Below are 23058 nucleotides of genomic sequence, written 5' to 3'. Positions count from 1 at the left end.
TCAACACTGTTGCGAATCAGAATTGAACTCGCCGTCGCAAAAGGCCATGTGCGTGCGCTACGGCGAAGAAGTTAGTGCCGATTTCGAGAGAAGAGAGGGCGAAACGGAGGGCAACCTGGGATGCTCCTGCCAGACCATAGAACCCCGGTCGCACACACAGAATGTCCGCGAACCCCGCGTGGCATGCGGGAAGCACAAATGAAAACGCCCAACTGAAAACAGTTGGGCGTTGAATTTTGGTGGAGCCAGGGAGGATCGAACTCCCGACCTCGTCATTGCGAACGACGCGCTCTCCCAGCTGAGCTATGGCCCCAAAAGGTTTCGCCAAGTTTAGTGAGTTGCTGCGAGTGCTGCAAGCAATGCTGGAACTTAAAGGCACGGTGGATGGGTGCGGACGTTAAACTAGTGGTTTTCCGTATCCCCGGAGCCCCCACCGTGATCAAGCCACGTACCCCGCCAGGGGTGATGGAACTGTTGCCCCGCGACCAGATCGCGTTCCAGCGCATGCTGGACACGATTCGCCAGACCTTCGAGCGTTTTGGTTTCCTGCCGGTGGAGACGCCGGTGATGGAGTTGTCGGAGGTGTTGCTGACCAAATCCGGCGGCGAAACCGAGCGCCAGGTGTATTTCGTGCAATCCACCGGCGCGCTCGACCGTGCCGCGGAGGGGTTGCCCGAGCTGGCCCTGCGCTTCGATCTGACCGTGCCGCTGGCGCGCTATGTGGCCGAGCACGAGCGCGAATTGGCATTTCCGTTCCGCCGCTACCAGATGCAGCGCGTGTATCGCGGCGAGCGGGCGCAGCGCGGGCGGTTTCGCGAGTTCTACCAATGCGATATCGACGTGATCGGCAAGGATGAGCTGTCGCCACGGTTTGATGCCGAAATTCCGGCGGTCATCGCGGCGGTATTCGAGCGATTGTCCATCGGTGAGTTCACCATCCAGTTCAACCATCGCAAGTTGCTGCGCGGGTATTTCGAAGGACTGGGCATTGAAGGCGAGGCGCAATTGTTGGTGCTGCGCGAACTGGACAAGCTCGACAAGCGCGGTGTCGATGCTGTGCGTGAAACGCTGGCAGGCGAGGGTTTTGCGCTGGCGTCGGAGGTGATCGACAAATTGATGGCATTCTCGCAGGTGCGGTCCAGCAGTCATGCGGATGCCTTGGCCAAGCTGGATGCGTTGGGCAGCGGCACACCGTTGTTCGAAGAGGGGCGCGAGGCCTTGCGCGGGATCTTGTCGCAGCTGCACGCCTTGGGCGTGAACGAGTCGCGCTATGCATTGAATCTGTCGATCGCACGCGGGCTGGATTACTACACCGGCGTGGTGTACGAAACCACCCTCGATGCGTATCCGCAGATCGGTTCGATCTGCTCGGGCGGGCGCTACGACAACTTGGCCAGTCATTACAGCAAGTCGAAATTGCCGGGTGTGGGGATTTCGATTGGCCTGACCCGGCTGTTCTATCAGCTGCGCGAGGCCGGGTTGGTGGGCACTGCAGACAGTTCGGTCGATGTGCTGATGGCGTTGCTGGATGATGCTGGACTGGATCACGCACTGGCGCTGTCGCAGCGAATGCGCGCGGCGGGGTTGAACGTGGAAACCCAACTCGAGCCGCGCAAGTTGGCCAAGCAAATGCAGTATGCCGACAAGGCCGGCATCCGCTTTGTGGTGATGCGTGGCGATGATGAGGCCGCACGCGGGGTGGTTGCGGTGAAAGACCTGCGTCGTGGTGAGCAATTTGAAGTGGTCGAAGCCGAATTGGCGGCGGCCTTGTTGGTGGAGCGTGAGCAGCTGCGTGGCGCTGCAGGGACGGGGTCATGAGTGATGTCATCAGGTTGGATGGCCTGTCGCTGACGCGCACGCAGTTGGTGGCGGTGGCGCATGGCGCAGCAGTGGCGCTGGATGCCGCAGCCCTGGTCCGGGTGGCGCGCGCGGCCGATTTCCTGGCGGCGCAAGTGGACAAGCAGGAGCCGATCTATGGCGTGTCCACCGGCTTTGGCAGCAATGCCGACAAGCTGCTGGGCGCGCATCGCCTGCGCGATGAATTGCCGGGTGCGGTGAAGTCCGGGCAATCGCCGCATATCGAATTGCAGCGCAATCTGATCATCACCCATGCCGTGTGCGTGGGTGAACCGTTTGCGCCGGAGGTGGTGCGGGCGATGTTGTGCATTCGCATCAATACTTTGTTGCGCGGGCATTCCGGCATTCGCGTGCAAACCCTGCAAGCGCTGGCCAATCTGCTCAATGCCGGCATCGTGCCGGTGGTGCCGCAGCTGGGCTCGGTGGGTGCATCTGGTGATCTGGCACCGCTCTCGCACTTGGCCATCGTGTTGTTGGGCGGAGGCGAGGCGTTTGTCGATGGCGTGCGCATGCCCGGTGCCGAGGCGCTGGCGCGCAAACAGTTGCAGCCGGTGGAGTTGTCGTACAAGGAAGGCTTGGCGTTGAACAACGGCACCGCGCAAATGCTGGCCACCGGTGTGCTGGCGTTGCAGCAGTTGGAAGATTTGCTGGATACCGCAGATCTTGCCGCCGCGATGACCATTGATGCGTTTGCCGGCCGCTTGGGCGCGTTCGCGCCGGAAGTCCACGCACTGCGCCCGCATCCGGGGCAGGTGAAAGTGGCGGCCAATCTGCTGCGCCTGTTGGAAGGCTCCACCCTGTCCGACATCGCCTATCACTTGGTGCCGAAATTCCGCCAATGGTTGCCTGGCAGTTGGCACACCGCGCAAGCACAGGCACTCAATTTCGATATCGGTTGGGATTGGGTACCGCTGTCGCAGCGCCACGGTCGCGAGAAGTTCTACCAACGCTTCCTGCCGTTTCGTGGCGGCAAGAAACACCAGCCGCAGGATAGCTATTCACTGCGCTGTACCCCGCAGGTACACGGTGCCGTGCGCGATGCGCTGGAGCAAGCCAAGCGCGTGCTGGAGATCGAGCTCAATGCGCTGACCGATAACCCGCTGGTGTTCCCTGACAAGATCGATGCCAAGCATGTGGAAGAGCAGGTGATTTCCGCCGGCCATTTCCATGGTATGCCGCTGGCGCTGGCGATGAGTTACGTGAAAGCCGCCATCCCGGTGTTGGCTTCGATCAGCGAACGCCGCCTCAACAAACTGGTGGATCCGTCCACCAATGATGGCTTGCCTGCATTCCTGATCGGCAACGAAGACGGTACCGAGTCGGGGCACATGATCGTGCAGTACACCGCAGCGGCCATCGTCAATGATCTGGCCAGTCGTGCGATGCCGGCCTCGGTGTACTCCATCCCCACCAGTGCCAACGCCGAAGACCATGTGTCGATGGGCGCCAACGAAGCACGCCATGTGCTGGCGATGGTGGGGGATCTGAGCAAGGTGTTGGCGCTGGAGCTGTACACCGCCGCGCAAGCGCTGGACTTGCGTCGCGGCATGATCAACGCCGCCCGCGATTTGGCCAAGCAGTCCGATGCGGAAAGCTTCGCCAGCAAAGTCGCCGGCGGGCCGCTGCCGGAAGGTGCGGACCGCGCCGTGTTTTTGAGTGAGGTAAATGCACTGCGCGAGCAATTGGCACAGGCCAGCGAATTCCAACCGGGCAGGGCCGTGGCCGCCGCCCATGTTGCGATTCGCTCCCGGATTGCCTATCTCGACCGCGATCGTGCGCTGGATGGTGAAGTGGCCACGGCCATCGCGATGGTGCTGGATGGCAGCATTCTGGATGCGGTGCGCCACGGCTGATTGCGATTCAGGACTGCAGGCAGACATGACCGTCCCCTGATGTTCAGGGGGCGGTTTTCTTTTGCCGCATTTCCCTGCTGCGGGCTTGAATGGTGGCTGTCAGCACCAATCCGAACAGCAATTTGCACCGCGTCATTATCATTGACATCAGGGTAGTGTTGCATTAATGTACTAACGCGTTATTACATTAATGCGTTAAGGTAGTAACGCGCAAAGACACTTCCCAGCCCGGTGAAATCACCATGAAGCAACGTCCCGAACCCTTGCCGAAGTACGACGCCGCGGTTGCCATCGGAGCGCTGGCCCATGTGCTGTCGAAGCTGAAAGGGGCGGCAGAGGTGCAGGCGTTTCTGGAGGATCTGTGTACGCCGGCAGAGCTGGAAGCGATGGGCGACCGCTGGAGGGTGGTGCCGCATTTGCTGAAAGGCGAGCCGTATCGCGACATCCATGACAGCACCAAGGTCAGCGTCACCACGATTGGCCGGGTAGCGCGTTGCATCGAGCGTGGCGCGGGCGGCTATCAAGCCGCCGCACGCCGTCTGCAACTGCCCGCTGTTTCCAACACCAACTGAAGCCATTCCCATGAGCCCTGTCGCCAATTCCGCCGTGCGTGACCGTTTGCGCATTGCCATTCAAAAATCCGGTCGCCTGAGTGAACCGGCGCGTGCACTGCTGGCATCGTCCGGGCTGTCTTGGCGCGAAAGTCGCGACAAGCTGTTTTGCTATGGCGAATCACTGCCGGTGGATCTGCTGTTGGTGCGCGATGACGACATCCCCGGCCTGATTGCCGAGGGTGTGTGCGATCTTGGCATCGTGGGTCGCAATGTCCTGCGTGAGCTGATCAATGAGCGTGAGGAATCCGGCAAGCCGGCCGCATTCCGCGAATGGCGCGCATTGGGGTTTGGCGGTTGCCGCCTTTCGATTGCGGTGCCTGATGTTTGGGACTGGCAAAGCCCCACCCAGCTTGCCGGCAAGCGTATTGCCACCACCTATCCCAACCAGCTGCGGGCTTGGCTGCGCACGCAGGGTGTGCAGGCCGACATCGTGATGCTCAACGGGTCGGTGGAAATCGCGCCGCGTTTGGGGCAGGCCGATGCCATCTGTGATCTGGTATCCAGCGGTGCCACGCTTGCCGCCAATCAGCTCAAGCCAGTGCTGGATATTTTACAAAGCGAAGCGGTACTGGCCGGCCCCGCACACCCCTTCGCTGATGCCCGCGCCGACCTGGCCGATTTGCTGCTGCGGCGGATGGACGGCGTGCTGCGTATTCGCGATAGCAAACTGTTGATGTTCCAGGCCCCGCGCGAGGCCATGAACGAGCTGCTGCAATTGTTGCCAGATGCCGAGCCGCCCACGGTCTGTGCGGTGGATGGTGCGGATACCTTGGCGTTGCAGGCGCTGTGTCACGGCGCGATGACGTGGCAGCGGCTGGAAGATCTCAAGCGCGCTGGCGCACGCGGCTTGATGGTGTTGCCGGTGGAACGGATGCTGGCATGAAGCGCGTGGACTGGAATGTGTTGGATGACGCCGCACGCATGGCCGTGTTGCAGCGCCCGGTGCAAGCGGTATCGGATGCGTTGCGCGAGGGTGTGCAGGCGATCTTTGCCGAAGTGGCGATGCGCGGCGATGCCGCCTTGCGTGATTACACGCAACAATTTGATGGCGTGGCGCTGCAAGATTTCGAAGTGGGTGCAGCAGAATTTTCGGCGGCCTTCGCGCAGGTTAGCCCCACCGTACAGGCGGCGATAGCCGAAGCCGCTGGCCGCATTGAAACCTTTCACCGTGCCGGCATGGCTAGTGTCTATGCCGTGGATACCGCACCTGGCCTGCGCTGCGAGCGCATCCAGCGACCGATCCCGAGGGTGGGCTTGTATGTCCCCGCCGGGAGCGCGCCGCTGCCCTCCACGGCATTGATGTTGAGCATTCCAGCACGCTTGGCAGGCTGCAAGGACATCGTGTTGTGCACACCGCCGCGCAAGGACGGCAGCGCAGATCCGGCAGTGTTGCTGGCTGCACAACAGGCCCCAGGCGTGCGTGTATTCAAACTCGGCGGCGCGCAGGCGATCGCGGCGATGGCTTTGGGCACCCCAGTGGTACCTGCCTGCGACAAACTATTCGGCCCCGGCAATGCGTGGGTGGATGAGGCCAAGCGGCAGGCGGCGCAGCGTCCCGGTGGTCTTGCCATTGACATGCCAGCGGGGCCATCGGAAGTATTGGTGATCGCCGATGCCGGTGCGAACCCCGCATTCGTGGCGGCCGATCTGCTCTCGCAGGCCGAGCATGGGCCGGATTCGCAAGTGTTGTTGCTGACCGATAGCGTAGACATGCTGGATGCCGTGGCGACACAGGTCGATGCGCAATTGGCGCAATTGCCACGCGCTGATATCGCAGCACAATCCTTAAGCCGTTCGCGTTTGGTCTTGGTGAAAGACATCGCGCAGGCGATCAAGATCAGCAATCGCTACGCACCTGAGCACTTGATTTTGTCGGTGCGTGAACCACGCGTTTGGCTGGATATGATTTGCAACGCAGGCAGTGTTTTTCTTGGCGACTACACACCCGAAGCCTTGGGCGATTACTGCTCCGGCAGCAACCATGTGCTGCCTACTGGCGGTGCCGCGCGGGCGTGGAGCGGGTTGTCGGTGGGAAGCTTCCAGAAGGCGATCAGCGTGCAGGACGCCAGCCGCACGGGTCTCGCCAATGCAGGGCCATGTGCCGTCACGCTGGCGTACGCTGAAGGCTTGCAGGCCCATGCGCGGGCAGTGGAAGTGCGGCTGGAGCAGGCGGCATGAAGACCACCGTGAATGCCTTGCTGCGCGATGACCTGCGCACATTTGCAGGCTATCAGTCGGCGCGCACGACCAGCCTGCAAGGTGAGGTCTGGCTCAATGCCAACGAATCCGCATGGGCCAATGCTACAGATGACGATGCGCGTTTGCGCCGCTACCCGCAGCCGCAGCCGCAAGCCTTGCGTGAGTGCATGGCGCAGTTGTATGCGGTGGCACCGGAGCAGCTCTTGATTGGGCGTGGCAGCGATGAGGCCATTGACCTGTTAGTGCGTGCGTTTTGCGCGCCGGGGCAGGGCCGCATCGTTATCGCAACACCGGTGTTTGGCATGTATGCGGTGTGCGCGAAGTTGCACGGTGCAAGCATCATCGATGTGCCACTGGTCGACAGTGATGCCGGCCTATGCGTGGATGTGCCGGCAATGGGGGATGCTGCATTGACGCAAAACGCCACCCTGCTGTTCCTATGCTCGCCGGGCAATCCGTCGGGTGAATTGCTGAGCCTGGAGGCCATCGCCACACTGGCGCAGCGGTTGCGTGGCCGTTGCATGGTGGTGGTGGATGAGGCATATCTGGAGTATGCCGATGCACCCTCGGCCACGGCATTGCTCAGTGGGCACGACAATATCGCGGTGCTGCGTACCTTGTCGAAAGCGCATGCATTGGCGGCGGCAAGAGTGGGCTGCGTCATCGGATCGCGTGAACTGATCGACGCACTGCGCCGTTGCCAAGCGCCGTACCCGGTGCCGCAACCCGTTGCCGCCGCTGCGCTTGCGGCATTGGCACCGCAGGCATTGGCATCGACAACCAGCCGGATCGGTACGGTGCGTGAAGCACGCCAGCAGTTGCAGGCGGGCTTGCTGCACTTGCCGGCTGTGCGCCGGGTCTATGCGTCCGCAGGTAATTTCTTGCTGGTGCGCTTTGTCGATACCGATGCCGCGTTCGCGGCGCTGTTGGCTGCCGGTGTGGTGGTACGCGATATGCGCGCCATGCCGCAACTGGGTGATGCACTGCGGATCACGGTGGGCACGCAAGAAGAATGCAGCCGAGTATTGGCAGCACTGGAAGCTGTGCGTGAGGTGGCGGCATGAGTCTGCAAAAAATCCTGTTTGTGGATCGCGATGGCACCTTGATCGAGGAGCCAGAGGATTTCCAGATCGATGCCTATGAAAAATTGCGCTTCGTGGAAGGCGTGATTCCGGCCATGCTCAAACTGCGCGATGCCGGCTATGTGTTTGTCATTGTCAGCAACCAGGATGGGTTGGGTAGCGCCACCTATCCGCAAGCAAATTTCGATGGCCCACATGCCTTGATGAAGCAGATTTTTGCCAGCCAAGGCATCGTGTTTCGTGATGAATTCATTGATACCAGTTTTCCGCAGGACAACACTCCCAACCGTAAACCCGGTGTCGGCATGCTGTTGGGCTATCTGCAAGACCGCACGGTTGATTGGTCACGCAGCGCGATGGTAGGCGACCGCATGACCGATATCCAATTTGCCGAGAACATGAACATTCGTGGCTTCCAGCTGAAGACCGCGCAATTTGGCGGGCAATGGGACTGGGCCGGAATTGCGCATGCACTGGCCGATGCGCCGCGCCGTGCCAGCGTGGTGCGCAATACCAAGGAAACCAGGGTTCAGGTCGAGATTGATCTGGATCGCGTGGCCGAACCGAAGATTGCCACCGGGCTGGCGTTCTTCGACCACATGCTGGAGCAGATCGGCAAGCACGGTGGCGTTGCGTTATCCATCCGCTGTGATGGCGATTTGCACATTGACGAGCACCACACGGTGGAAGATACGGCGCTGACCCTGGGACAGGCCCTGCGTGAGGCTTTGGGCGATAAACGCGGCATCACGCGTTATGGGTTTACATTGCCGATGGACGAATGTCTGGCGCAGGCCGCGCTGGATTTCTCCGGCCGCCCGTATTGCGTGTTCACTGCACACTTCAAGCGCGAGCGCGTAGGTGATCTGCCCACCGAATTGGTGCCGCATTTCTTCCGGTCGTTGTGTGATGCCGCAGGGTTGAACCTCAACCTCAGTGTGACCGGCGATAACGATCACCACCAGATCGAGGCGTGCTTCAAAGCCTTGGCACGTGCATTGCGGCAAGCGATCAGGCGTGAAGGCGCAGACCTGCCTTCGACCAAGGGCGTGCTGTGACTGCCGTGGCTGTCATTGATGCGGGCGGGGCCAATTTCGGCTCGGTCTGCTACGCGCTGGAGCGATTGGGCGTGCAGCCGCGCATCGTGCGCGATGCCGATGGCCTGCGCGCCGCAACACGGGTGATCTTGCCCGGTGTGGGCGCGGCGGCGCCGGCGATGCGGCTGTTGCGCGAACGCGGCTTTGCCGATGTCCTGCCCACACTTGCGGTGCCTTTGCTCGGCATCTGTTTGGGCATGCAATTGCTGTTTGAGGCTTCCGACGAAGGCGACGTGAACTGCCTTGGTGTGTTGCCGGGGCGGGTGCGAAAACTGCAAGCTGATGCGGGGTTGCGGGTGCCGCATATGGGGTGGAATGTTTTGCAGCCATTGCGCGCCTCGCCGCTGCTGGAGGGTGTGGGTGAGGCGAGTGTGTACTTCGTGCATGGCTATGCCGCGCCGGTCACCGATGCCTGCATCGCCAGTTGTACGCATGGGGCCACGTTTGCGGCGGTGGTGCAGCGTGGCAAGGTGGCGGGCATGCAATTTCATCCCGAACGTTCCGGCGTTGCGGGCGCGCGCTTGTTGTCGAACTTCCTGCAATGGAGTGGGGCATGAGCTTTACCGTGTATCCCGCCATCGATGTACGCGCTGGGCGCGTAGTGCGCTTGCGGCAGGGCGATTATGCAGAGGAGACGCGCTATGCCGATGATCCGCTTGCGCTGGCCCAGCGCTATGCGGATGCTGGTGCGCGGTGGCTGCACCTGGTGGATCTGGATGCTGCCAAAGCTGGCGGCTATACCTTGCAGCCGTTATTGCAATCGATCTGTCAGATCACGGGGTTGCAGGTGCAAACCGGCGGCGGCGTGCGCTGTCGCGAAGATGTGCAACAACTGCTGAGTGCAGGTGCACAGCGCGTGGTGGTGGGCTCGCTGGCGGTACGCGAGCCTGCCTTGGTACTGGATTGGTTATCGGCGTTTGGCGGCGATGCGTTGACCATTGCTCTGGATACACGGCAGGACGACAGCGGCGAATGGCGCTTGCCCGTGCATGGCTGGACACAAACAGCCAACGACACGCTGGATACGTTGGCGGCGCGCTATGCCGAGTCGGGTTTGCGCCATTTGCTGTGTACCGACATCGCCCGTGATGGCATGTTGTCGGGGCCGAATATCGCGCTGTATCAACGTCTGCGTGTCGCACATCCAACGCTTGCCATCCAGGCCAGTGGCGGCGCACGTAATGCGGAGGATGTGATGGCGGCGCGTGCCGCAGGTTGCGCCGGCATCGTGTTGGGCAAGGCATTGCTGGATGGCAATCTGCAACTTCCGGCAGCACTGGCATGTTGAGCCGCCGCATCATTCCATGTCTGGATGTGCGCGATGGCCGCGTGGTGAAGGGCGTGCGCTTTCGTGACCATGTGGATATGGGCGATATCGTCGAATTGGCGCTGCGCTACCGCGATGCCGGTGCGGATGAGTTGGTGTTCTACGATATCGCAGCCAGCCCTGAACGGCGCAGCGTGTCGCGTGATTGGGTGGAACGCATCGCCCGTATCCTCGACATTCCGTTTTGCGTGGCCGGTGGCATCCGCAGTGTCGGGGATGCGCGTGCGGTGCTGTTTGCCGGGGCCGATAAAGTGTCGATCAACACCCCTGCGTTGGAGCGTCCGCAATTGATCGCGGAATTGGCCGATGCCTTTGGTGTGCAGTGCGTGGTGGTGGGCATTGATTCAGTGCGCGAAGCCGATGGGCAATGGCGCGTGCGCAGCCATACCGGCAACCCGCAGGCGATGCGTGCGCCCGACAAGACCACATTGGATTGGGTGCACCAGGCGCAGCAGTTGGGTGCCGGTGAGATCGTGCTCAATTGCATGGGTAGCGACGGCGTGCGCAGTGGCTATGACATCGAACAACTGCGCGCTGTGCGTGAGCTGTGCAGCGTGCCATTGGTGGCCTCGGGTGGTGCTGGCACGGCTGTGCACTTTGCCGATGTATTCCAGCAAGCGGATGTGGATGGCGCACTCGCCGCCAGCGTGTTTCACTCCGGCGCAATTGCTATTCCAGAACTCAAACAATGCCTGCGCGGGCAGGGCGTCGAGGTGCGTTTGTGAGTACGTTGATCGACATCGAAACCTTGGCCTGGGACAAACAAAACGGCCTGTTGCCCATCATCGTGCAAGACGCCACCACCCTGCGCGTATTGATGCTGGGCTATATGAACAAGGATGCGCTGGCCGCCACCCTGGCCAGTGGGCGGGTGACATTTTTCAGCCGCAGCAAACAACGCTTGTGGATGAAGGGAGAGACCTCCGGCCATGTATTGGACGTGGTGTCGATTGCGGCTGATTGCGATGCCGATACCCTGCTGGTGCAAGCGCATCCGCACGGTGCCACCTGTCACCTTGAGCGCGCCAGTTGTTTTGCCGATGCCCCCGCTGATGACTTGATGGCGCTGGATGCGCTGATCGCTCAGCGCGAACGTGAGCGGCCCGCTGGCAGCTATACCACCAAATTGCTTGAGTCTGGCATTCGCCGTATCGCGCAGAAGGTCGGCGAAGAAGGCGTGGAAACCGCGTTGGCTGCGGTAGCGCAAGACGACGTGGCCTTGCTGGGTGAGGCGGCGGATTTGCTGTATCACCTGACCGTTTTGCTGCGCGCACGTGGCTTGTCGCTACAAGATGCCAAACAGATACTCGCAACAAGGCGTGGTTGAGTTCAAGCCACGCTGATCGAATGCCGCACACAGTTGCGGCCATCATGTTTGGCCCGATACAGGGCTTCATCGGCCAAGCGGATCGCCTCGTCTGGCAGGATGTCTTGCTGCACGCCAATCGTGTGCACACCAATACTGGCACTGAGTTGAATCACGTGGCCGTGACTGTGGATGATGGTTTGCTGGATGCGCAAGCGCACGGTTTCGGCAGTTTGCAGCGCCATGCGGGCATCCGTGCCTGGCAGTAGCAACACAAACTCCTCGCCACCGTAGCGCGCCGCCAAACCGTTCAAGGTTTGCGCGATTTCATTGATACTGCGTGAAATCGATTTCAAGCAATCATCGCCGACCAAATGGCCGTATTGGTCATTGATGCGCTTGAAGTGGTCGATATCCAGCAACAGCAGGGCTTGTGATTTATGTTTGTTGCCGCTGGTGTCCAGGGCTTTGGTCAGTGCTTCATGGAAGTGGCGACGGTTGTATGCCCCTGTCAGCGGGTCACGTCGGCTGAACTCTTGCAACTTGACGTTGGCCTCACCCAATTGTGCCAAGGTTGTGCGCAATTCACGGGTGCGATCGATCAGCCCGCGCTCCAGTCGTTCGTTGGCATCTTGCACCAGTCGGATATTGGCGTTACGCAGCCCGGCGTAACGGTGCCCCAGTGCCAGTGACAGCAGCAACAATTCCAATGCCGAACCAATCTGCACGCCGTACTGGGTCCAGAAACTTTGCGGCAAGATGGCGAAGGCGAGCAGGGTGAACGCGGTGGTGCCGATCAGGAACATCGACCATGCCAGCAAGAACAGGCGGGCGGGCTTGTAGCCGCGCAACAACATCACCACTGAAGCAGTGATGATCCACGCGATCCCCAGCAACACTGCACGCGAGACTATCGGCGTCGCGGTACTGTACGGCAGCCAAATCGATGCCACACCCATCGCACCGAACACCCCCACCATTACCAAACACGCGATGTTGCCGGCGGGCCAGCGTGCTTGCAGATCCAAAAAGCTGCGCGAGAACATCTGCATGCCCATCAAGGCCAGGCAGATGGAGATGGGGACCGCGGCATCGGCCAACCACGCCGAGGTGGGCCAAAGGTACTCAAACCCGTAGCCGTTCAAAGTGAACAACACCAGCCCGAACGCCAGTGTGTGCAGCAAATACCAGAAGTAGCTGCTATCCCGCAGCATTAACCACAACACCAAGTTGTAGCACAGCAATGCCAGCACGATGCCGTAATACAGGCCATTGGCAAATTGGGTATCGCGCATCAATTCGGCAAAGGCCTGTGGCGTGAATAACACCAATGGCACCTGCATCGAGCTTTCGCTCTGCACCCGCAGCAACAATTCCACCCGCGTGCCGGCAGGCAAATCGATCCTGAAATTGGGATGCCGGAAACGCACGAAGCGGTTGTAGAAGGGCACATGGTCACCGCCCTGTTGATGCTCCACATGCCCATCGGGGTAGCGCAGGTATAAGTCCAAGTGGTCGCTCAGCGCGTATTCCTGCACCAGCAACCAGCGCGGTTCGTCCCGCTGCATGTTCTCGATTGGCAGGTAAAACCAGTATGCACCGGTTTGAAAACCGAACGCGGGGTTGCCTCCCGGCAACGGTGCAAATACGTCGGTTTGCGCTTGTGAAAAGGCTTGCTCAGGACTGGCGTTGGCATGCTGGTCGTGCCAGTAGCGCAAACCCGGTGACAATTGAAAACTGTTATCGCCAGCATCCAAGCGCAATGCTGGGGGGGCGGATGCCATTGCAGGAAGCGTTGCACACAAACATGCAGCCAGCGCCAGCAGCAGGACTGCCCAAGCACGCCAGCGTGCGTATCGCCCGATTGTTGAATAACCCATCCCCATGGCGGCATTCTAGTGCAGGGCTATTCGGATTGCGCATAATAGGCAATGCATAAACTATTCTTGGCGGGATTCCTGTTGCTGGCGCCGGTCGCACAGGCGGAAACGGTGTCCTGTGTTCCGGTTGATGTGGAAGCCCCACAGGCGCTGCCGCATGCCGATGGCTGGCGCGGCGCGGGCTGTCTCGACTATCGCCGCGTGCCCGCCGGCGCGGCCGGGCCCACCGCGCAGGTGTTGGTGTTTGGTGACCCGCAGGTCAAGTCGGAGTCGGACGTGGATTATTTCCGCCGCGACATCGTGCAGCCCATCCACGGGCGCATCCCGGCCACGCTGGGGCTCACCTTGGGCGATCTGGTGGACGATGTGCCGGCGTTGTTGCCCACCGTCAAGCAGGTGACGGAAACCTTGGGCGTGCCGTGGCTATATGCGCCCGGGAACCATGACATTGACCCCGGCGCGACCAGCGATGCGACAGCGCTTGCCGCGTTCCATCGTGTGTACGGTGCCGATACCCGCGCCCGGCAAACGCCGCTGGCCAATTTTGTGGTGCTGGATGATGTCATCACCCTGCCCGGGCAGAAGCCTGCGTATATCGGCGGCTTCCGCGAAGATCAGTACGCATTTCTGCAGCGCTATTTGCCCACTTTGGACAAAGACAAGCTGCTGGTCTTGGCCATGCACATCCCGCTGTTTGATGAGGTGGACAAGAAGAACTTTCGCGCGACTGATCGTGCGCGCTTGTTTGCCTTGCTGGCCCCCTTCCCGCACGTGTTGGTGTTGAGTGCGCACAGCCATAATCAGCGCCACGTCTTTCACACGGCGGCGGATGGTTGGTTGGGTGCAAGCCCGCTGCATGAATTCAACTTGGGTGCGGCCTGTGGCTCGTACTGGTCGGGGGCCAAAGATGCCGAAGGCTTGCCCGATGCGCGCATGGACGATGGCACGCCCAATGGCTACGCCGTACTCACGGTGAAACCTGCGGGCGAATACGCATTGGCATGGCAACCGGCACATCACGCGCCAAATACGCAAATCGGCCTGCATGCACCCAAAGTGCTGCGTCGCGGCGCGTATCCGGCATGGGGCGTATTTGCCAATTTCTACATGGGTGATAACGACTCCAGGCTGGAGTTCCGTGTGGATGACGGCGCGTGGATGCCGATGAAAAAAGTGCTGCTGCCGGATCCGGCATTGACCGAGGAAAACATGCGCGACGATCAAACCACGGTGTTGCGTGGCTTTGATCGTTCGCCGGAAGCGGCGGTGTCTCCGCATTTATGGCGTGGCGCATTGCCCACCAAACTCGCTGCGGGCGTGCATCAAGTGGAAGTGCGCGCCTTCGACCGTTGGCGTGGTGAGGTGACGGCAGTCACGCGTTATACGCTGCTGGACTCACCCTGAGTGATCGGGCGCGCCCCTGTGATGCGCTCCTACAGGGGGGTTATCTGCGCAAACGATTCGACCCGCAAATGCCCGTTGGCGGCATCCCCCGAACGCGGTTGCGGGTAGTCGTTGCGGCGGTCCAGCAATACCGTGCGCAGGCCGGCGTCGCGGGCGGCGTCGAGTTCGGCCACCACATCCGACAAAAATACAATGTCGCGTGCGGCTTGCCCCAATTGTCGGGCAATCACGCGATAACTTTCGGCCTCACGTTTGCCACCCACTTCGGTATCGAAGAAGCCGGAAAACAGCGGCGTCAAATCCCCCGCATCGGTATGCGCAAACAATAATTTTTGCGCCGGCACCGAGCCCGAGGAATACACCGCCAGCCGATGCCCCGCTGCATGCCACTGGCGTAGTGCCGGGGCAACATCCGGGTACAGCGGCGCGGTGAAATCACCGTCCTGATAGCCAGCCGCCCAGACCATGCCTTGCAGCGCTTTCAGCGCAGTGTGTTTGCGATCGGTATCAATCCAGCCTTGCAGGGTTTCCACGATCACCGCGTCCTGGCAGGCGCTGGCCGAGATTTCGATGGCCACTTGATCCAGCCAGCGGCGCACCTCGGCCGCATGCCCATGTTCGCGCACAAAGCCGGGCAGGGCCGCGCGCGCATACGGAAACAGCACGTCCTTGACAAAGGAAATACTGGAGGTGGTGCCTTCGATATCGGTAAGGATGGTGGTCATGGCAGACGCAGGATTACGCATACCGTGGAAACCGCAACGCGATATCGCTGCCGGTGAAATACCCCACCCAGCCATCCGGTTCGGTGAAAAAACGAATCGCCACGAAACTGGGCTGCGGGCCCATATCAAACCAATGCGTTGCGCCATCGGGAACGGAAATCAGATCACCGGCTTCGCACAGCACTTCATAGACCTTGCCGCCCACGTGCAAATTGAACTGGCCGCTGCCGGCCACGAAGAAGCGCACTTCGTCTTCCTTGTGCGCATGTTCGTCCAGGAACTTGGCGCGCATCGCTTCGCGGTTGGGGTTGTCGGGTGCGATGCTGACCACATCCACACTTTTGAAGCCGCGTGCGGCTACCAGTCGGTCGATATCGGACTGGTAGGCGGCCATGATGGCCTCGGCAGGATCACCGGGAGTCACCGGATGCGCGGGTTGCCATTGCTCGAACGCCACCCCGATATGCTTCAGGGCATCGGCGATGTCGGCGTGTGCATGCAGAGTGTGCGTTGGGGCGTGCGGGTCGTTGTCGTGAAAGATGCGAAGACGGCTCATCAGGATTCCTTTAGCGCGCGCCCAGCCGGCGCATTTCCAGCTCGCAACCGAGCATGAATTCAAACGCATCCAGATGCCGGCGCGCTTCGCTGATGTCGCGACCCCAGGCGTACAGCCCGTGCCCGGCGATCAGATACCCCCATTGGTTGGGTTGGGTGAGCACGGCATCCACGCTGGCAGTCAGCGTGTCCATATCCTGCGAATTGGGCACTACCGGCAAATCCACTTTGGTTTCGTGGGTGGCGTGGCCGCGCAGGGCTTTGAACAGTTCGTAGCCACGCAGCGGTACATGGCCCGTTTCGGCATACAGCAAGCCGGCAATCGTTTGCGTGGGCGAGTGGGTGTGCAGTACCGCGCCCACATCCGGGAACTTGCGATACAAATGGGTGTGCAGTGCGGCTTCCGCCGATGGCCGGTGGTGGGTGGCCACCGGCTCATTGCCCATGTTGACCACCATGATGTCGGCTTCGGTCAGGCGGCCTTTGTCCTTGCCGGAAATGGTGATGGCGGCATGATCGGGCCCCATGCGGATGGAGAAATTGCCGGCAGTGGCCGGGGTAAAGCCCTTGGCAGCCAATTCGCGGGTATGGGTGATGATCTGCGCGGCACAGCCGGCGTACAGATTGTGGTCGAAGGCAGGTGTGTTCATGTGCTCAGTTTAGCCGGTGCCGGCCCGATCCCGAATGCCCATCGGCTTGGCGGGCATGCCGATTATTCAGGCCGCGCTTGTTGCCCGTAGGTCTTGAACTTTTCCACCACCACCGCCATTTCTTCGGCAGATAGATTGCGGGTGTGGCCCAGCGAGCGCGCCAGCAGATATTGGCGTGCCAGATTCTCCACTTCCTCGGCCAGTGCATAGGCGGCTGACAGGCTGATGCCGGTGCTGACCTGACCGTGGTTGCCCATCAAGCATGCACGCAGGCCGCCCTGCAGTGCCTGCATGATGCTGGCCGACAACTCTGGCGTGCCGAAGGTGGCGTAGTCGGTGCAGGGAATACGGTCACCACCGGCCACCGCCACCATGTAATGGAAGGCCGGGATTTCTTCGCCCAAACAGGCCAGTGCGGTGGCGTGGGTGGAATGCACGTGCACCACCGCGTTCATGTCGGGAAAGGCTTGCAGGATGTCGCAGTGGAAGCGCCATTCGCTGGAAGGCAACAACTGCCCCGGTGGGCACTGGCCATCGGCGTGCAGAAACACGATGTCCTCGGGAAGCAAACGGTCGTAGCTGCGCCCGGTGGGGGTAATGAGTAAGCCATCGCGCCAGCGGATGCTGGCATTGCCGGATTTGTTCAGCGACAACCCGCTGGCATTCATCGCCCGGCAGTGGTCAATCAGCGACTGGCGGGCGGCGCGTTCGTGGTCGTGCAAATGATGCGTATTGGGCATGCGCAAAGCATAACGGAAGGCCATCACCAAAAACCCGGCCGAAGCCGGGTTTTTGGTGACGCTAGCCTACGCAATCATGCCTGCGGGCCTTCGTGGAACGGCGGTTCTGCATCCATCTTCGGCGCGTTCGGGTGATCCACGCCGCGTGCCAATTCACTCTTGCGATAGCCATACAGCGCGTACACGATCAAGCCGATGATGGCCCAGCCGAAGAACATACCGATGGTATACATCGACAGGTTCAAGAACAGCAGCAAGCAGCCGGCAATTGCCAGCGGGCACACCACCCACGCCATCGGTGTGCGGAACGGGCGATGGCGGTTGGGCTCGCGCTTGCGCAAGATCAACACACCCGCAGCCACCGCCATGAACGCAAACAAGGTGCCGGAGTTGGAGATGTCGGCCAGGATGCCCACCGGGAACATCGCGGCGAACAGCGCCACGAACACGCCGGTGATCATGGTGACCACGTGCGGAGTCTTGAACTTCGGGTGCACCTTCGACAGCGCTTCCGGCAGCAGGCCGTCGCGCGACATGGTGAAGAAGATGCGGGTCTGGCCGTAGATCATCATCAGCACCACCGATGGCAGTGCGATGGCTGCGGCAAGGCCAATCAGGTTGCCGACTTTGGCAAAGCCGATCATCTTCAACACATGCGCCAACGGCTCCTTGCTGCACACCAGCGCGTCCGAGCCGGCGCAAGCGGCGGCCATTTCCGGGGTGCCCGGGTGCAAGGCGATGCCGTTGACGATCATCGGTTGCGAGCCAATGGAACCCACCGCGCCGTAGCCCACCAGCATGTAGAACACGGTGCACACCAGCAGCGAGCCGATCAGGCCGATCGGAATGTTGCGGTTGGGGTTCTTGGTTTCTTCCGCAGCGGTGGACACCGCATCGAAGCCGACATAGGCGAAGAAAATTGACGCTGCCGCCCCCAGCACGCCGACGCCACCCAGCGGGCTGCCCCAGCCAGTGGGGAAGAACGGTTGGAAGTTCACGTCCTTGGCCGTCGGGACTGCGATGAAGATGAAGGCAGTCAGTGCGATGACCTTGATCAACACCAGGAACGCATTGACCTTGGCAGATTTGGAGGTGCCCAGCACCAGCAGGCCGGTAATCACCAGTGAGATGGTGAATGCCAACACGTTGAAAGCACCGCCATCCATCGGCCCGGTTTTGAGTGCGGTGGGTAATTCAATGCCAGCACTGGCCAATAAACCGTTCATATAGCCGGACCAGCCCACCGCCACCGCGCCGGCCGCCACCGCATATTCCAGCACCAGTGCCCAACCCACTGTCCAAGCGATGGCTTCACCCATCACGGCATAGGTGTAGGTATAGGCAGAGCCGGCCACCGGCACCATCGAGGCCAATTCGGAATACGCCAGTGCGGCAAGTGCGCACACCACGGCGGCAATCACGAACGCCACCATCATGGCTGGGCCGGCTTTCTGGCCAGCTTCGGCGGTCAGCACGAAGATGCCGGTGCCAATAATCGCGCCGATACCCAGCATGGTGAGTTGGAAGGCACCGAGTTGGCGTGTGAGTGCCTTTTTCTCGGCAGTTTCAAGAATCTTGTCAAGCGGCTTGACGCGCTGGAACAGCATCAGGTGACTCCCCGGTGGATGGTGAATGGGCAGCAAGCCCCAGCTCGCCGCAAGCCGCCGACCTTATACGGTCATGGCCATTCAGCACAAGCGCTAGTGGTCATGGCAGGCGATAATGGACGTATTCAGTCATCGGGAACCTGTGTTGCATGGACGCCGAACTTGCCAGCGCCTTGACCACCTATGCCGCACGCTGGCCGCAGGAAGCCGCCACCGTGGCGCTGTTCCACACGCTGCTGGGGGATGCCGAGAACCCGTTCCTGCGCGAACGTCTGGCGGGGCATTTCACCGCATCGTGCTGGCTGGTCAGCGCAGACGGCGCACGCGTGCTGTTGACCCACCATCGCAAGCTGGGGCTGTGGCTGCAACTGGGTGGGCATGCTGATGGCCAGCGTGATTTGAGCGCGGCGGCATTGCGTGAAGCCGAAGAAGAATCCGGACTGACCGGGCTGCGTGTCGAGCCGGCCATTTTTGATCTGGACCGCCACCGCATCCCGATCCACAAAACGGTGCCAGAGCACTGGCATTACGATGTACGGTTTATCGTGCGCGCAGGCACGGATGAGGCGTACACCATCAGTGAGGAATCACTGGATTTGGCATGGCGCGACATTGCCGAGCTGGCCGTGGATGCCGATGCCGACCCGTCGGTGCGGCGCATGGCGGGCAAGTGGTTAGCCCGTCAAGCCGAGGCCTGAACATCAATACAGCACGCGCGTCCGCAACGTGCCCGGGATCGCTGCCAGCTCGTCCTTGATTGCGCCGGCCTTCGCCTCGTCGGCGGTGATGTCGATCACCACATAGCCCAGTTTCGGGTCGGTGCGCAGGAACTGGCCGTCGATATTGACGGCGTGGCGGCTGAAGATGTCGTTGATCTTCGACAACACACCCGGCACGTTGCGATGGATATGCAGCAGGCGCAGGCTGCCGGCGTGTTCGGGCAGGGTCACTTCGGGGAAATTGACCGACGACAGCGTGCTGCCGTTATCGCTGTAGCGCACCAGTTTGGCCGCCACTTCCACGCCGATATTGTCCTGCGCTTCCAGTGTGCTGCCGCCGATATGCGGGGTCAAAATCACGTTGTCCAGACCGCGCAATGGCGACTGGAATTCATCACCATTGGCCTTGGGCTCGACCGGGAATACATCCACCGCCGCACCGCCCAGCTGGCCTGATTGCAGTGCCGCAGCCAAGGCCTCGATCACCACCACGGTGCCGCGCGCGGCATTGATCAGATGCGCGCCGCGCTTCATTTTCGCAATCTGTTCGGCACCGATCATCCATTGCGTGGACGGCGTTTCCGGCACATGCAGCGTCACAATATCGGCGCGTGCCAGCAGATCCTCCAGCCCGGCTGCCGGCTGCGCATTACCCAGCGCCAGCTTGGTGTCGATATCGTGGAAAATCACCCGCATGCCCAGTGCTTCGGCCAGCACGCCCACCTGGGTGCCGATATGGCCGTAGCCCACGATACCAAGGGTCTTGCCGCGCACCTCGTGGCTGCCGGTGGCGGCTTTCGACCACCCGCCGCGATGGCATTCGGCATTTTTTTGCGGGATCCCGCGTGCCAGCAGCACGGCTTGCGCCACCACCAACTCGGCCACGCTGCGGGTATTGGAGTAGGGCGCATTGAAGACCGGAATGCCGGCCTGTTCGGCAGCCTCCAAATCCACTTGATTGGTGCCGATGCAGAAGCAGCCAATCGCCAGCAAGCGCTTGGCATCGGTCAAGACCTCGGCGCTGAGCTGGGTGCGCGAACGCAGGCCGACGATATGCGCCTCACTGATGCGCGCCTTCAGCTCGTCTTCCGGCAGTGCCTTGCTGTGGTATTCGATCTGGCTGTAGCCGGCGGCCTGGAAGATCTCCACCGCGGTCTGACTGACGCCTTCCAGCAGCAGCACCCGGATGTCCTGTTTCGGGAAGGAGGTCTTCTTGCTGGCCATGCGTGCAGGGTTCCGGGCGGGGAGTGAAGCCCGACTATAGCCACAAATCAATCGCAATTGTTGCACTGCGACATGCTATTTTTCGAGCAACCCATGCCAAATGATTGTCCAGTGCGGCGGATGTGCCAGCGATGCTGGTCACTGTCTTCGCACGTCAGGAATACCGCCCATGACCGATCCCCGCCTTGCTTCACTGAACGCTGCGCTGCCTGCACTGCGCCTGCTGACTGATCCGGCCGATCTGCAGCACTACGGCCGCGACTGGACCCGGCGCTGGGCGCCCGCGCCCTTGGCCATTGCCCTGCCAAGCAGTGTGGATGAGGTGCAGGCGGTGGTGCGCTGGGCCAATGCGCAGGGCGTGGCCATCGTGCCTTCGGGCGGCCGCACCGGTCTGTCGGGGGGGGCGGTGGCGGCCAAAGGGGAGTTGGTCATCAGCCTGGAGCGCATGCATAAGGTGCTGGCCTTCGATGCGGTGGATCGCACGCTCACGGTGCAGGCCGGGATTGCCTTGCAAACTGCACAAGACGCCGCCCGCGACCACGGCTTGCAGTACCCGGTGGATTTTGCGTCACGCGGCTCGTGCAGCATCGGTGGCACGATCGCTACCAATGCCGGCGGTATTCGTGTGGTGCGTTATGGCAACACGCGCGAGTGGGTGGCTGGGTTGAAAGTGGTCACCGGCAGCGGCGAGCTGGTCGAGCTTGGGCGTGCGCTGGTGAAAAATTCCAGTGGTTACGACTTGCGGCATCTGATGATTGCCTCGGAAGGCACCCTGGGCCTGATCGTCGAGGCCACGCTCAAGCTCACCGACCCACCGCCGCCCAGCAATGTCATGTTGCTGGCGCTGCCCTCGTTCGATGCACTGATGCAGGTGTTTGCCGCATTCCGTGCGCGCTTGCAATTGCAGGCCTTCGAATTTCTGACCGATGTGGCGCTCAAACACGTCCTTGCACATGGCGCGCAGCCGCCCTTCGCGGAAACGCATCCGTATTACGTTGTGACGGAGTTTGCCAGCGATGCAGCGAATGAAAGCGAGGCGCTGGCTGCGTTCGAGCAGTGCATGGAACAGGGGCTCGTCAGTGATGGCGTGATCAGCGCCAGCGACACACAAGCCGCGCAGCTCTGGCGTTTGCGTGAGGGCATCACCGAAAGTCTGGCCAAGTATGTACCGTACAAAAATGATGTGTCGGTGCGCATTTCCGCGATGCCGGCGTTTTTGCTGGCCACGCAAGCCTTGCTTGGCAAGGAATACCCGCAGTTCGAGGTGGTGTGGTTTGGCCATATCGGCGATGGCAACTTGCACATCAACATCCTGAAGCCCGACGCCATGTCGCAGGCCGACTTCGTGGCCGATTGCGAACGGGTGACCAAACTGCTGGCGCAAGTCCTGGAAGCACACGGCGGCAGCATCTCCGCCGAACACGGTATTGGCCTGGTGAAGAAGCCTTACTTGGGCTGCACCCGCAGCGCCACTGAAATCGCGCTGATGCGCGGGATCAAGGCGGTGCTGGATCCCAATGGCATCCTGAATCCGGGCAAAGTGTTCGATTGATCAACCGGCGACTAGTCGCGCATCCAGTCGTTTGCGCAGTTCAGGCCATTCTGTATCGATGATGGAATAGCAGACGGTATCGCGCAGGCTGCCGTCCTTGTGGCGTTTGTGTTGGCGCAGCACGCCATCCTGGTGCGCGCCCAAACGCTCGATGGCGGCCTGCGAGCGCAGGTTGGCGTGGCTGGTATGCAGGTACACCGTGCGCATGCCCAAGGCTTCGAAGGCGTGGCCCAGCAACAGGCGCTTGCAGGTGGTGTTGACGTGGCTGCGCTGCACGCTGGCGCGGTACCAGGTGTAGCCAATCGCCAGCGTGGGCACGCTGCTGTCGATGTCGTAATAGCGGGTACTGCCCAGCACCTGGCCAGCGGCGTCCAGCACTGCAAATGGCAGCATCGTGCCGGCGTGCTGCCCGGCCAGTGCTGCTTCGATATAGGCACGGACGTCGGCAGGATTGGCTGCGGGCACGCTGGTGAAATTCAGGGTGGCCAGTGCGCCATCGCAGCTGGCGTCGATCAGGCCATCGACATGCGCCAGCGCCAGCGGTTCAAGCCGGACTCCGTGGGCTTTGAGGACGATGGGGGTGAGGACTGCGTGCATGTGCGGAAGGTGTCGGGATCAGTCGGCGCGCCCGCCAAATTCACCGGTGGTGGTGTTGACCCACACTTTT

General features: G+C 61.3%; 22 protein-coding genes and 1 tRNA gene. 14 read left to right on the top strand and 9 right to left on the bottom strand.

The window, feature by feature from the left end; translation table 11 throughout:
- Positions 1-237 precede the first annotated feature (237 nt).
- Positions 238-313, bottom strand: a tRNA-Ala gene (locus QWB57_RS07325).
- A gap of 122 nt (positions 314-435) precedes the next feature.
- Here QWB57_RS07325 and hisS point away from each other — a divergent pair.
- From hisS to hisIE, 11 genes are all read left to right on the top strand, one after another.
- Complete coding sequence (hisS, locus tag QWB57_RS07320; protein WP_288968973.1) at positions 436-1818, top strand: histidine--tRNA ligase; 1383 nt, start codon at positions 436-438, stop codon at positions 1816-1818.
- Positions 1815-3710, top strand: a complete 1896-nt coding sequence (locus QWB57_RS07315) for an aromatic amino acid ammonia-lyase (RefSeq protein ID WP_223629309.1) — start codon at positions 1815-1817, stop codon at positions 3708-3710. The genes hisS and QWB57_RS07315 overlap by 4 nt, the downstream gene beginning before the upstream one ends.
- Positions 3711-3952: 242 nt before the next feature.
- Entirely contained in the window at positions 3953-4282 is a 330-nt protein-coding gene (locus tag QWB57_RS07310; protein WP_223629310.1) for a YerC/YecD family TrpR-related protein, read from the top strand.
- Positions 4283-4292: 10 nt separating this feature from the next.
- Positions 4293-5207, top strand: a complete 915-nt coding sequence (gene hisG, locus QWB57_RS07305; protein WP_223629311.1) for an ATP phosphoribosyltransferase — start codon at positions 4293-4295, stop codon at positions 5205-5207.
- Complete coding sequence (gene hisD, locus QWB57_RS07300; protein WP_223629312.1) at positions 5204-6502, top strand: histidinol dehydrogenase; 1299 nt, start codon at positions 5204-5206, stop codon at positions 6500-6502. The genes hisG and hisD overlap by 4 nt, the downstream gene beginning before the upstream one ends.
- Positions 6499-7587 carry a histidinol-phosphate transaminase gene (hisC, locus tag QWB57_RS07295; RefSeq protein ID WP_288968971.1) on the top strand — a complete coding sequence of 363 codons (1089 nt, stop codon included), beginning with the start codon at positions 6499-6501 and terminating at the stop codon, positions 7585-7587. The genes hisD and hisC overlap by 4 nt, the downstream gene beginning before the upstream one ends.
- 2 nt (positions 7588-7589) lie before the next feature.
- Positions 7590-8663, top strand: coding sequence for a bifunctional histidinol-phosphatase/imidazoleglycerol-phosphate dehydratase HisB (gene hisB, locus QWB57_RS07290; protein ID WP_223629347.1), 1074 nt, complete (start codon positions 7590-7592; stop codon positions 8661-8663).
- Positions 8660-9259 (top strand): imidazole glycerol phosphate synthase subunit HisH, encoded by a 600-nt coding sequence (hisH, locus tag QWB57_RS07285; protein ID WP_288968969.1) that lies wholly within the window; start codon positions 8660-8662, stop codon positions 9257-9259. Before hisB ends, hisH begins: the two co-directional genes overlap by 4 nt.
- Positions 9256-9990, top strand: coding sequence for a 1-(5-phosphoribosyl)-5-[(5-phosphoribosylamino)methylideneamino]imidazole-4-carboxamide isomerase (gene hisA / locus QWB57_RS07280; protein WP_288968968.1), 735 nt, complete (start codon positions 9256-9258; stop codon positions 9988-9990). Before hisH ends, hisA begins: the two co-directional genes overlap by 4 nt.
- Entirely contained in the window at positions 9984-10754 is a 771-nt protein-coding gene (gene hisF / locus QWB57_RS07275; protein ID WP_223629316.1) for an imidazole glycerol phosphate synthase subunit HisF, read from the top strand. The genes hisA and hisF overlap by 7 nt, the downstream gene beginning before the upstream one ends.
- Entirely contained in the window at positions 10751-11356 is a 606-nt protein-coding gene (gene hisIE / locus QWB57_RS07270; protein WP_288968967.1) for a bifunctional phosphoribosyl-AMP cyclohydrolase/phosphoribosyl-ATP diphosphatase HisIE, read from the top strand. Before hisF ends, hisIE begins: the two co-directional genes overlap by 4 nt.
- Before the next feature lie 2 nt (positions 11357-11358).
- Here the strand turns inward: hisIE and QWB57_RS07265 are convergent, their stop codons facing one another.
- Positions 11359-13119 (bottom strand): diguanylate cyclase, encoded by a 1761-nt coding sequence (locus QWB57_RS07265; RefSeq protein ID WP_223629318.1) that lies wholly within the window; start codon positions 13117-13119, stop codon positions 11359-11361.
- Between the two features lie 147 nt (positions 13120-13266).
- Between QWB57_RS07265 and QWB57_RS07260 the strand changes: the two genes are divergently transcribed.
- The gene (locus tag QWB57_RS07260) at positions 13267-14619 is read left to right on the top strand and encodes a calcineurin-like phosphoesterase C-terminal domain-containing protein (RefSeq protein WP_288968966.1); all 1353 of its coding nucleotides are present in this window, start codon (positions 13267-13269) and stop codon (positions 14617-14619) included.
- Positions 14620-14648: 29 nt separating this feature from the next.
- Here the strand turns inward: QWB57_RS07260 and mtnC are convergent, their stop codons facing one another.
- From mtnC to QWB57_RS07235, 5 genes are all read right to left on the bottom strand, one after another.
- Positions 14649-15344 carry an acireductone synthase gene (gene mtnC, locus QWB57_RS07255; protein ID WP_288968965.1) on the bottom strand — a complete coding sequence of 232 codons (696 nt, stop codon included), beginning with the start codon at positions 15342-15344 and terminating at the stop codon, positions 14649-14651.
- A gap of 13 nt (positions 15345-15357) precedes the next feature.
- Positions 15358-15900: an acireductone dioxygenase gene (locus QWB57_RS07250; RefSeq protein WP_223629321.1), complete on the bottom strand. Its 543-nt coding sequence runs from the start codon at positions 15898-15900 to the stop codon at positions 15358-15360.
- Positions 15901-15910: 10 nt separating this feature from the next.
- The gene (locus QWB57_RS07245) at positions 15911-16549 is read right to left on the bottom strand and encodes a methylthioribulose 1-phosphate dehydratase (RefSeq protein ID WP_223629322.1); all 639 of its coding nucleotides are present in this window, start codon (positions 16547-16549) and stop codon (positions 15911-15913) included.
- Between the two features lie 62 nt (positions 16550-16611).
- On the bottom strand, positions 16612-17289 hold the full coding sequence (locus QWB57_RS07240; protein ID WP_223629323.1) for a class II aldolase/adducin family protein: 678 nt from the start codon (positions 17287-17289) through the stop codon (positions 16612-16614).
- Positions 17290-17363: 74 nt separating this feature from the next.
- Positions 17364-18896, bottom strand: coding sequence for an amino acid permease (locus QWB57_RS07235; protein ID WP_223629324.1), 1533 nt, complete (start codon positions 18894-18896; stop codon positions 17364-17366).
- 149 nt (positions 18897-19045) lie between these two features.
- Here QWB57_RS07235 and QWB57_RS07230 point away from each other — a divergent pair, with 149 nt between their 5' ends.
- The gene (locus QWB57_RS07230) at positions 19046-19594 is read left to right on the top strand and encodes an NUDIX hydrolase (RefSeq protein ID WP_288968963.1); all 549 of its coding nucleotides are present in this window, start codon (positions 19046-19048) and stop codon (positions 19592-19594) included.
- A gap of 3 nt (positions 19595-19597) precedes the next feature.
- Here the strand turns inward: QWB57_RS07230 and serA are convergent, their stop codons facing one another.
- Positions 19598-20839, bottom strand: coding sequence for a phosphoglycerate dehydrogenase (gene serA / locus QWB57_RS07225; protein ID WP_223629326.1), 1242 nt, complete (start codon positions 20837-20839; stop codon positions 19598-19600).
- 169 nt (positions 20840-21008) lie between these two features.
- Here serA and QWB57_RS07220 point away from each other — a divergent pair, with 169 nt between their 5' ends.
- Positions 21009-22391 (top strand): FAD-binding oxidoreductase, encoded by a 1383-nt coding sequence (locus QWB57_RS07220; RefSeq protein WP_288968961.1) that lies wholly within the window; start codon positions 21009-21011, stop codon positions 22389-22391.
- On the opposite strand, the gene QWB57_RS07215 is transcribed toward QWB57_RS07220, so the two are convergent.
- A complete protein-coding gene (locus tag QWB57_RS07215; RefSeq protein ID WP_288968960.1) occupies positions 22392-22988 on the bottom strand; it encodes a GNAT family protein in 597 nt (198 codons plus the stop codon).
- Between the last annotated feature and the right edge of the window lie 70 nt (positions 22989-23058).

The sequence above is a fragment of the uncultured Thermomonas sp. genome (assembly GCF_937872235.1).
Taxonomy (GTDB): Bacteria; Pseudomonadota; Gammaproteobacteria; order Xanthomonadales; family Xanthomonadaceae; genus Thermomonas; species Thermomonas beijingensis.
This window is presented reverse-complemented; position numbering and strand designations above follow the sequence as displayed.

What these genes read in the sequence shown, in the direction of transcription:
- hisC (WP_288968971.1), top strand. Translation starts at nt 6,499, where the DNA reads ATGAAGACCACCGTGAATGCCTTGCTGCGCGATGACCTGCGCACATTT.
- QWB57_RS07310 (WP_223629310.1), top strand. Translation starts at nt 3,953, where the DNA reads ATGAAGCAACGTCCCGAACCCTTGCCGAAGTACGACGCCGCGGTTGCC.
- QWB57_RS07245 (WP_223629322.1), bottom strand. Translation starts at nt 16,549, where the DNA reads ATGAACACACCTGCCTTCGACCACAATCTGTACGCCGGCTGTGCCGCG.
- serA (WP_223629326.1), bottom strand. Translation starts at nt 20,839, where the DNA reads ATGGCCAGCAAGAAGACCTCCTTCCCGAAACAGGACATCCGGGTGCTG.
- QWB57_RS07315 (WP_223629309.1), top strand. Translation starts at nt 1,815, where the DNA reads ATGAGTGATGTCATCAGGTTGGATGGCCTGTCGCTGACGCGCACGCAG.
- QWB57_RS07220 (WP_288968961.1), top strand. Translation starts at nt 21,009, where the DNA reads ATGACCGATCCCCGCCTTGCTTCACTGAACGCTGCGCTGCCTGCACTG.
- QWB57_RS07265 (WP_223629318.1), bottom strand. Translation starts at nt 13,119, where the DNA reads ATGGCATCCGCCCCCCCAGCATTGCGCTTGGATGCTGGCGATAACAGT.
- hisA (WP_288968968.1), top strand. Translation starts at nt 9,256, where the DNA reads ATGAGCTTTACCGTGTATCCCGCCATCGATGTACGCGCTGGGCGCGTA.
- QWB57_RS07230 (WP_288968963.1), top strand. Translation starts at nt 19,046, where the DNA reads ATGGACGCCGAACTTGCCAGCGCCTTGACCACCTATGCCGCACGCTGG.
- QWB57_RS07215 (WP_288968960.1), bottom strand. Translation starts at nt 22,988, where the DNA reads ATGCACGCAGTCCTCACCCCCATCGTCCTCAAAGCCCACGGAGTCCGG.
- hisF (WP_223629316.1), top strand. Translation starts at nt 9,984, where the DNA reads ATGTTGAGCCGCCGCATCATTCCATGTCTGGATGTGCGCGATGGCCGC.
- hisD (WP_223629312.1), top strand. Translation starts at nt 5,204, where the DNA reads ATGAAGCGCGTGGACTGGAATGTGTTGGATGACGCCGCACGCATGGCC.
- mtnC (WP_288968965.1), bottom strand. Translation starts at nt 15,344, where the DNA reads ATGACCACCATCCTTACCGATATCGAAGGCACCACCTCCAGTATTTCC.
- hisG (WP_223629311.1), top strand. Translation starts at nt 4,293, where the DNA reads ATGAGCCCTGTCGCCAATTCCGCCGTGCGTGACCGTTTGCGCATTGCC.
- QWB57_RS07235 (WP_223629324.1), bottom strand. Translation starts at nt 18,896, where the DNA reads ATGCTGTTCCAGCGCGTCAAGCCGCTTGACAAGATTCTTGAAACTGCC.
- QWB57_RS07250 (WP_223629321.1), bottom strand. Translation starts at nt 15,900, where the DNA reads ATGAGCCGTCTTCGCATCTTTCACGACAACGACCCGCACGCCCCAACG.
- QWB57_RS07260 (WP_288968966.1), top strand. Translation starts at nt 13,267, where the DNA reads ATGCATAAACTATTCTTGGCGGGATTCCTGTTGCTGGCGCCGGTCGCA.
- QWB57_RS07240 (WP_223629323.1), bottom strand. Translation starts at nt 17,289, where the DNA reads ATGCCCAATACGCATCATTTGCACGACCACGAACGCGCCGCCCGCCAG.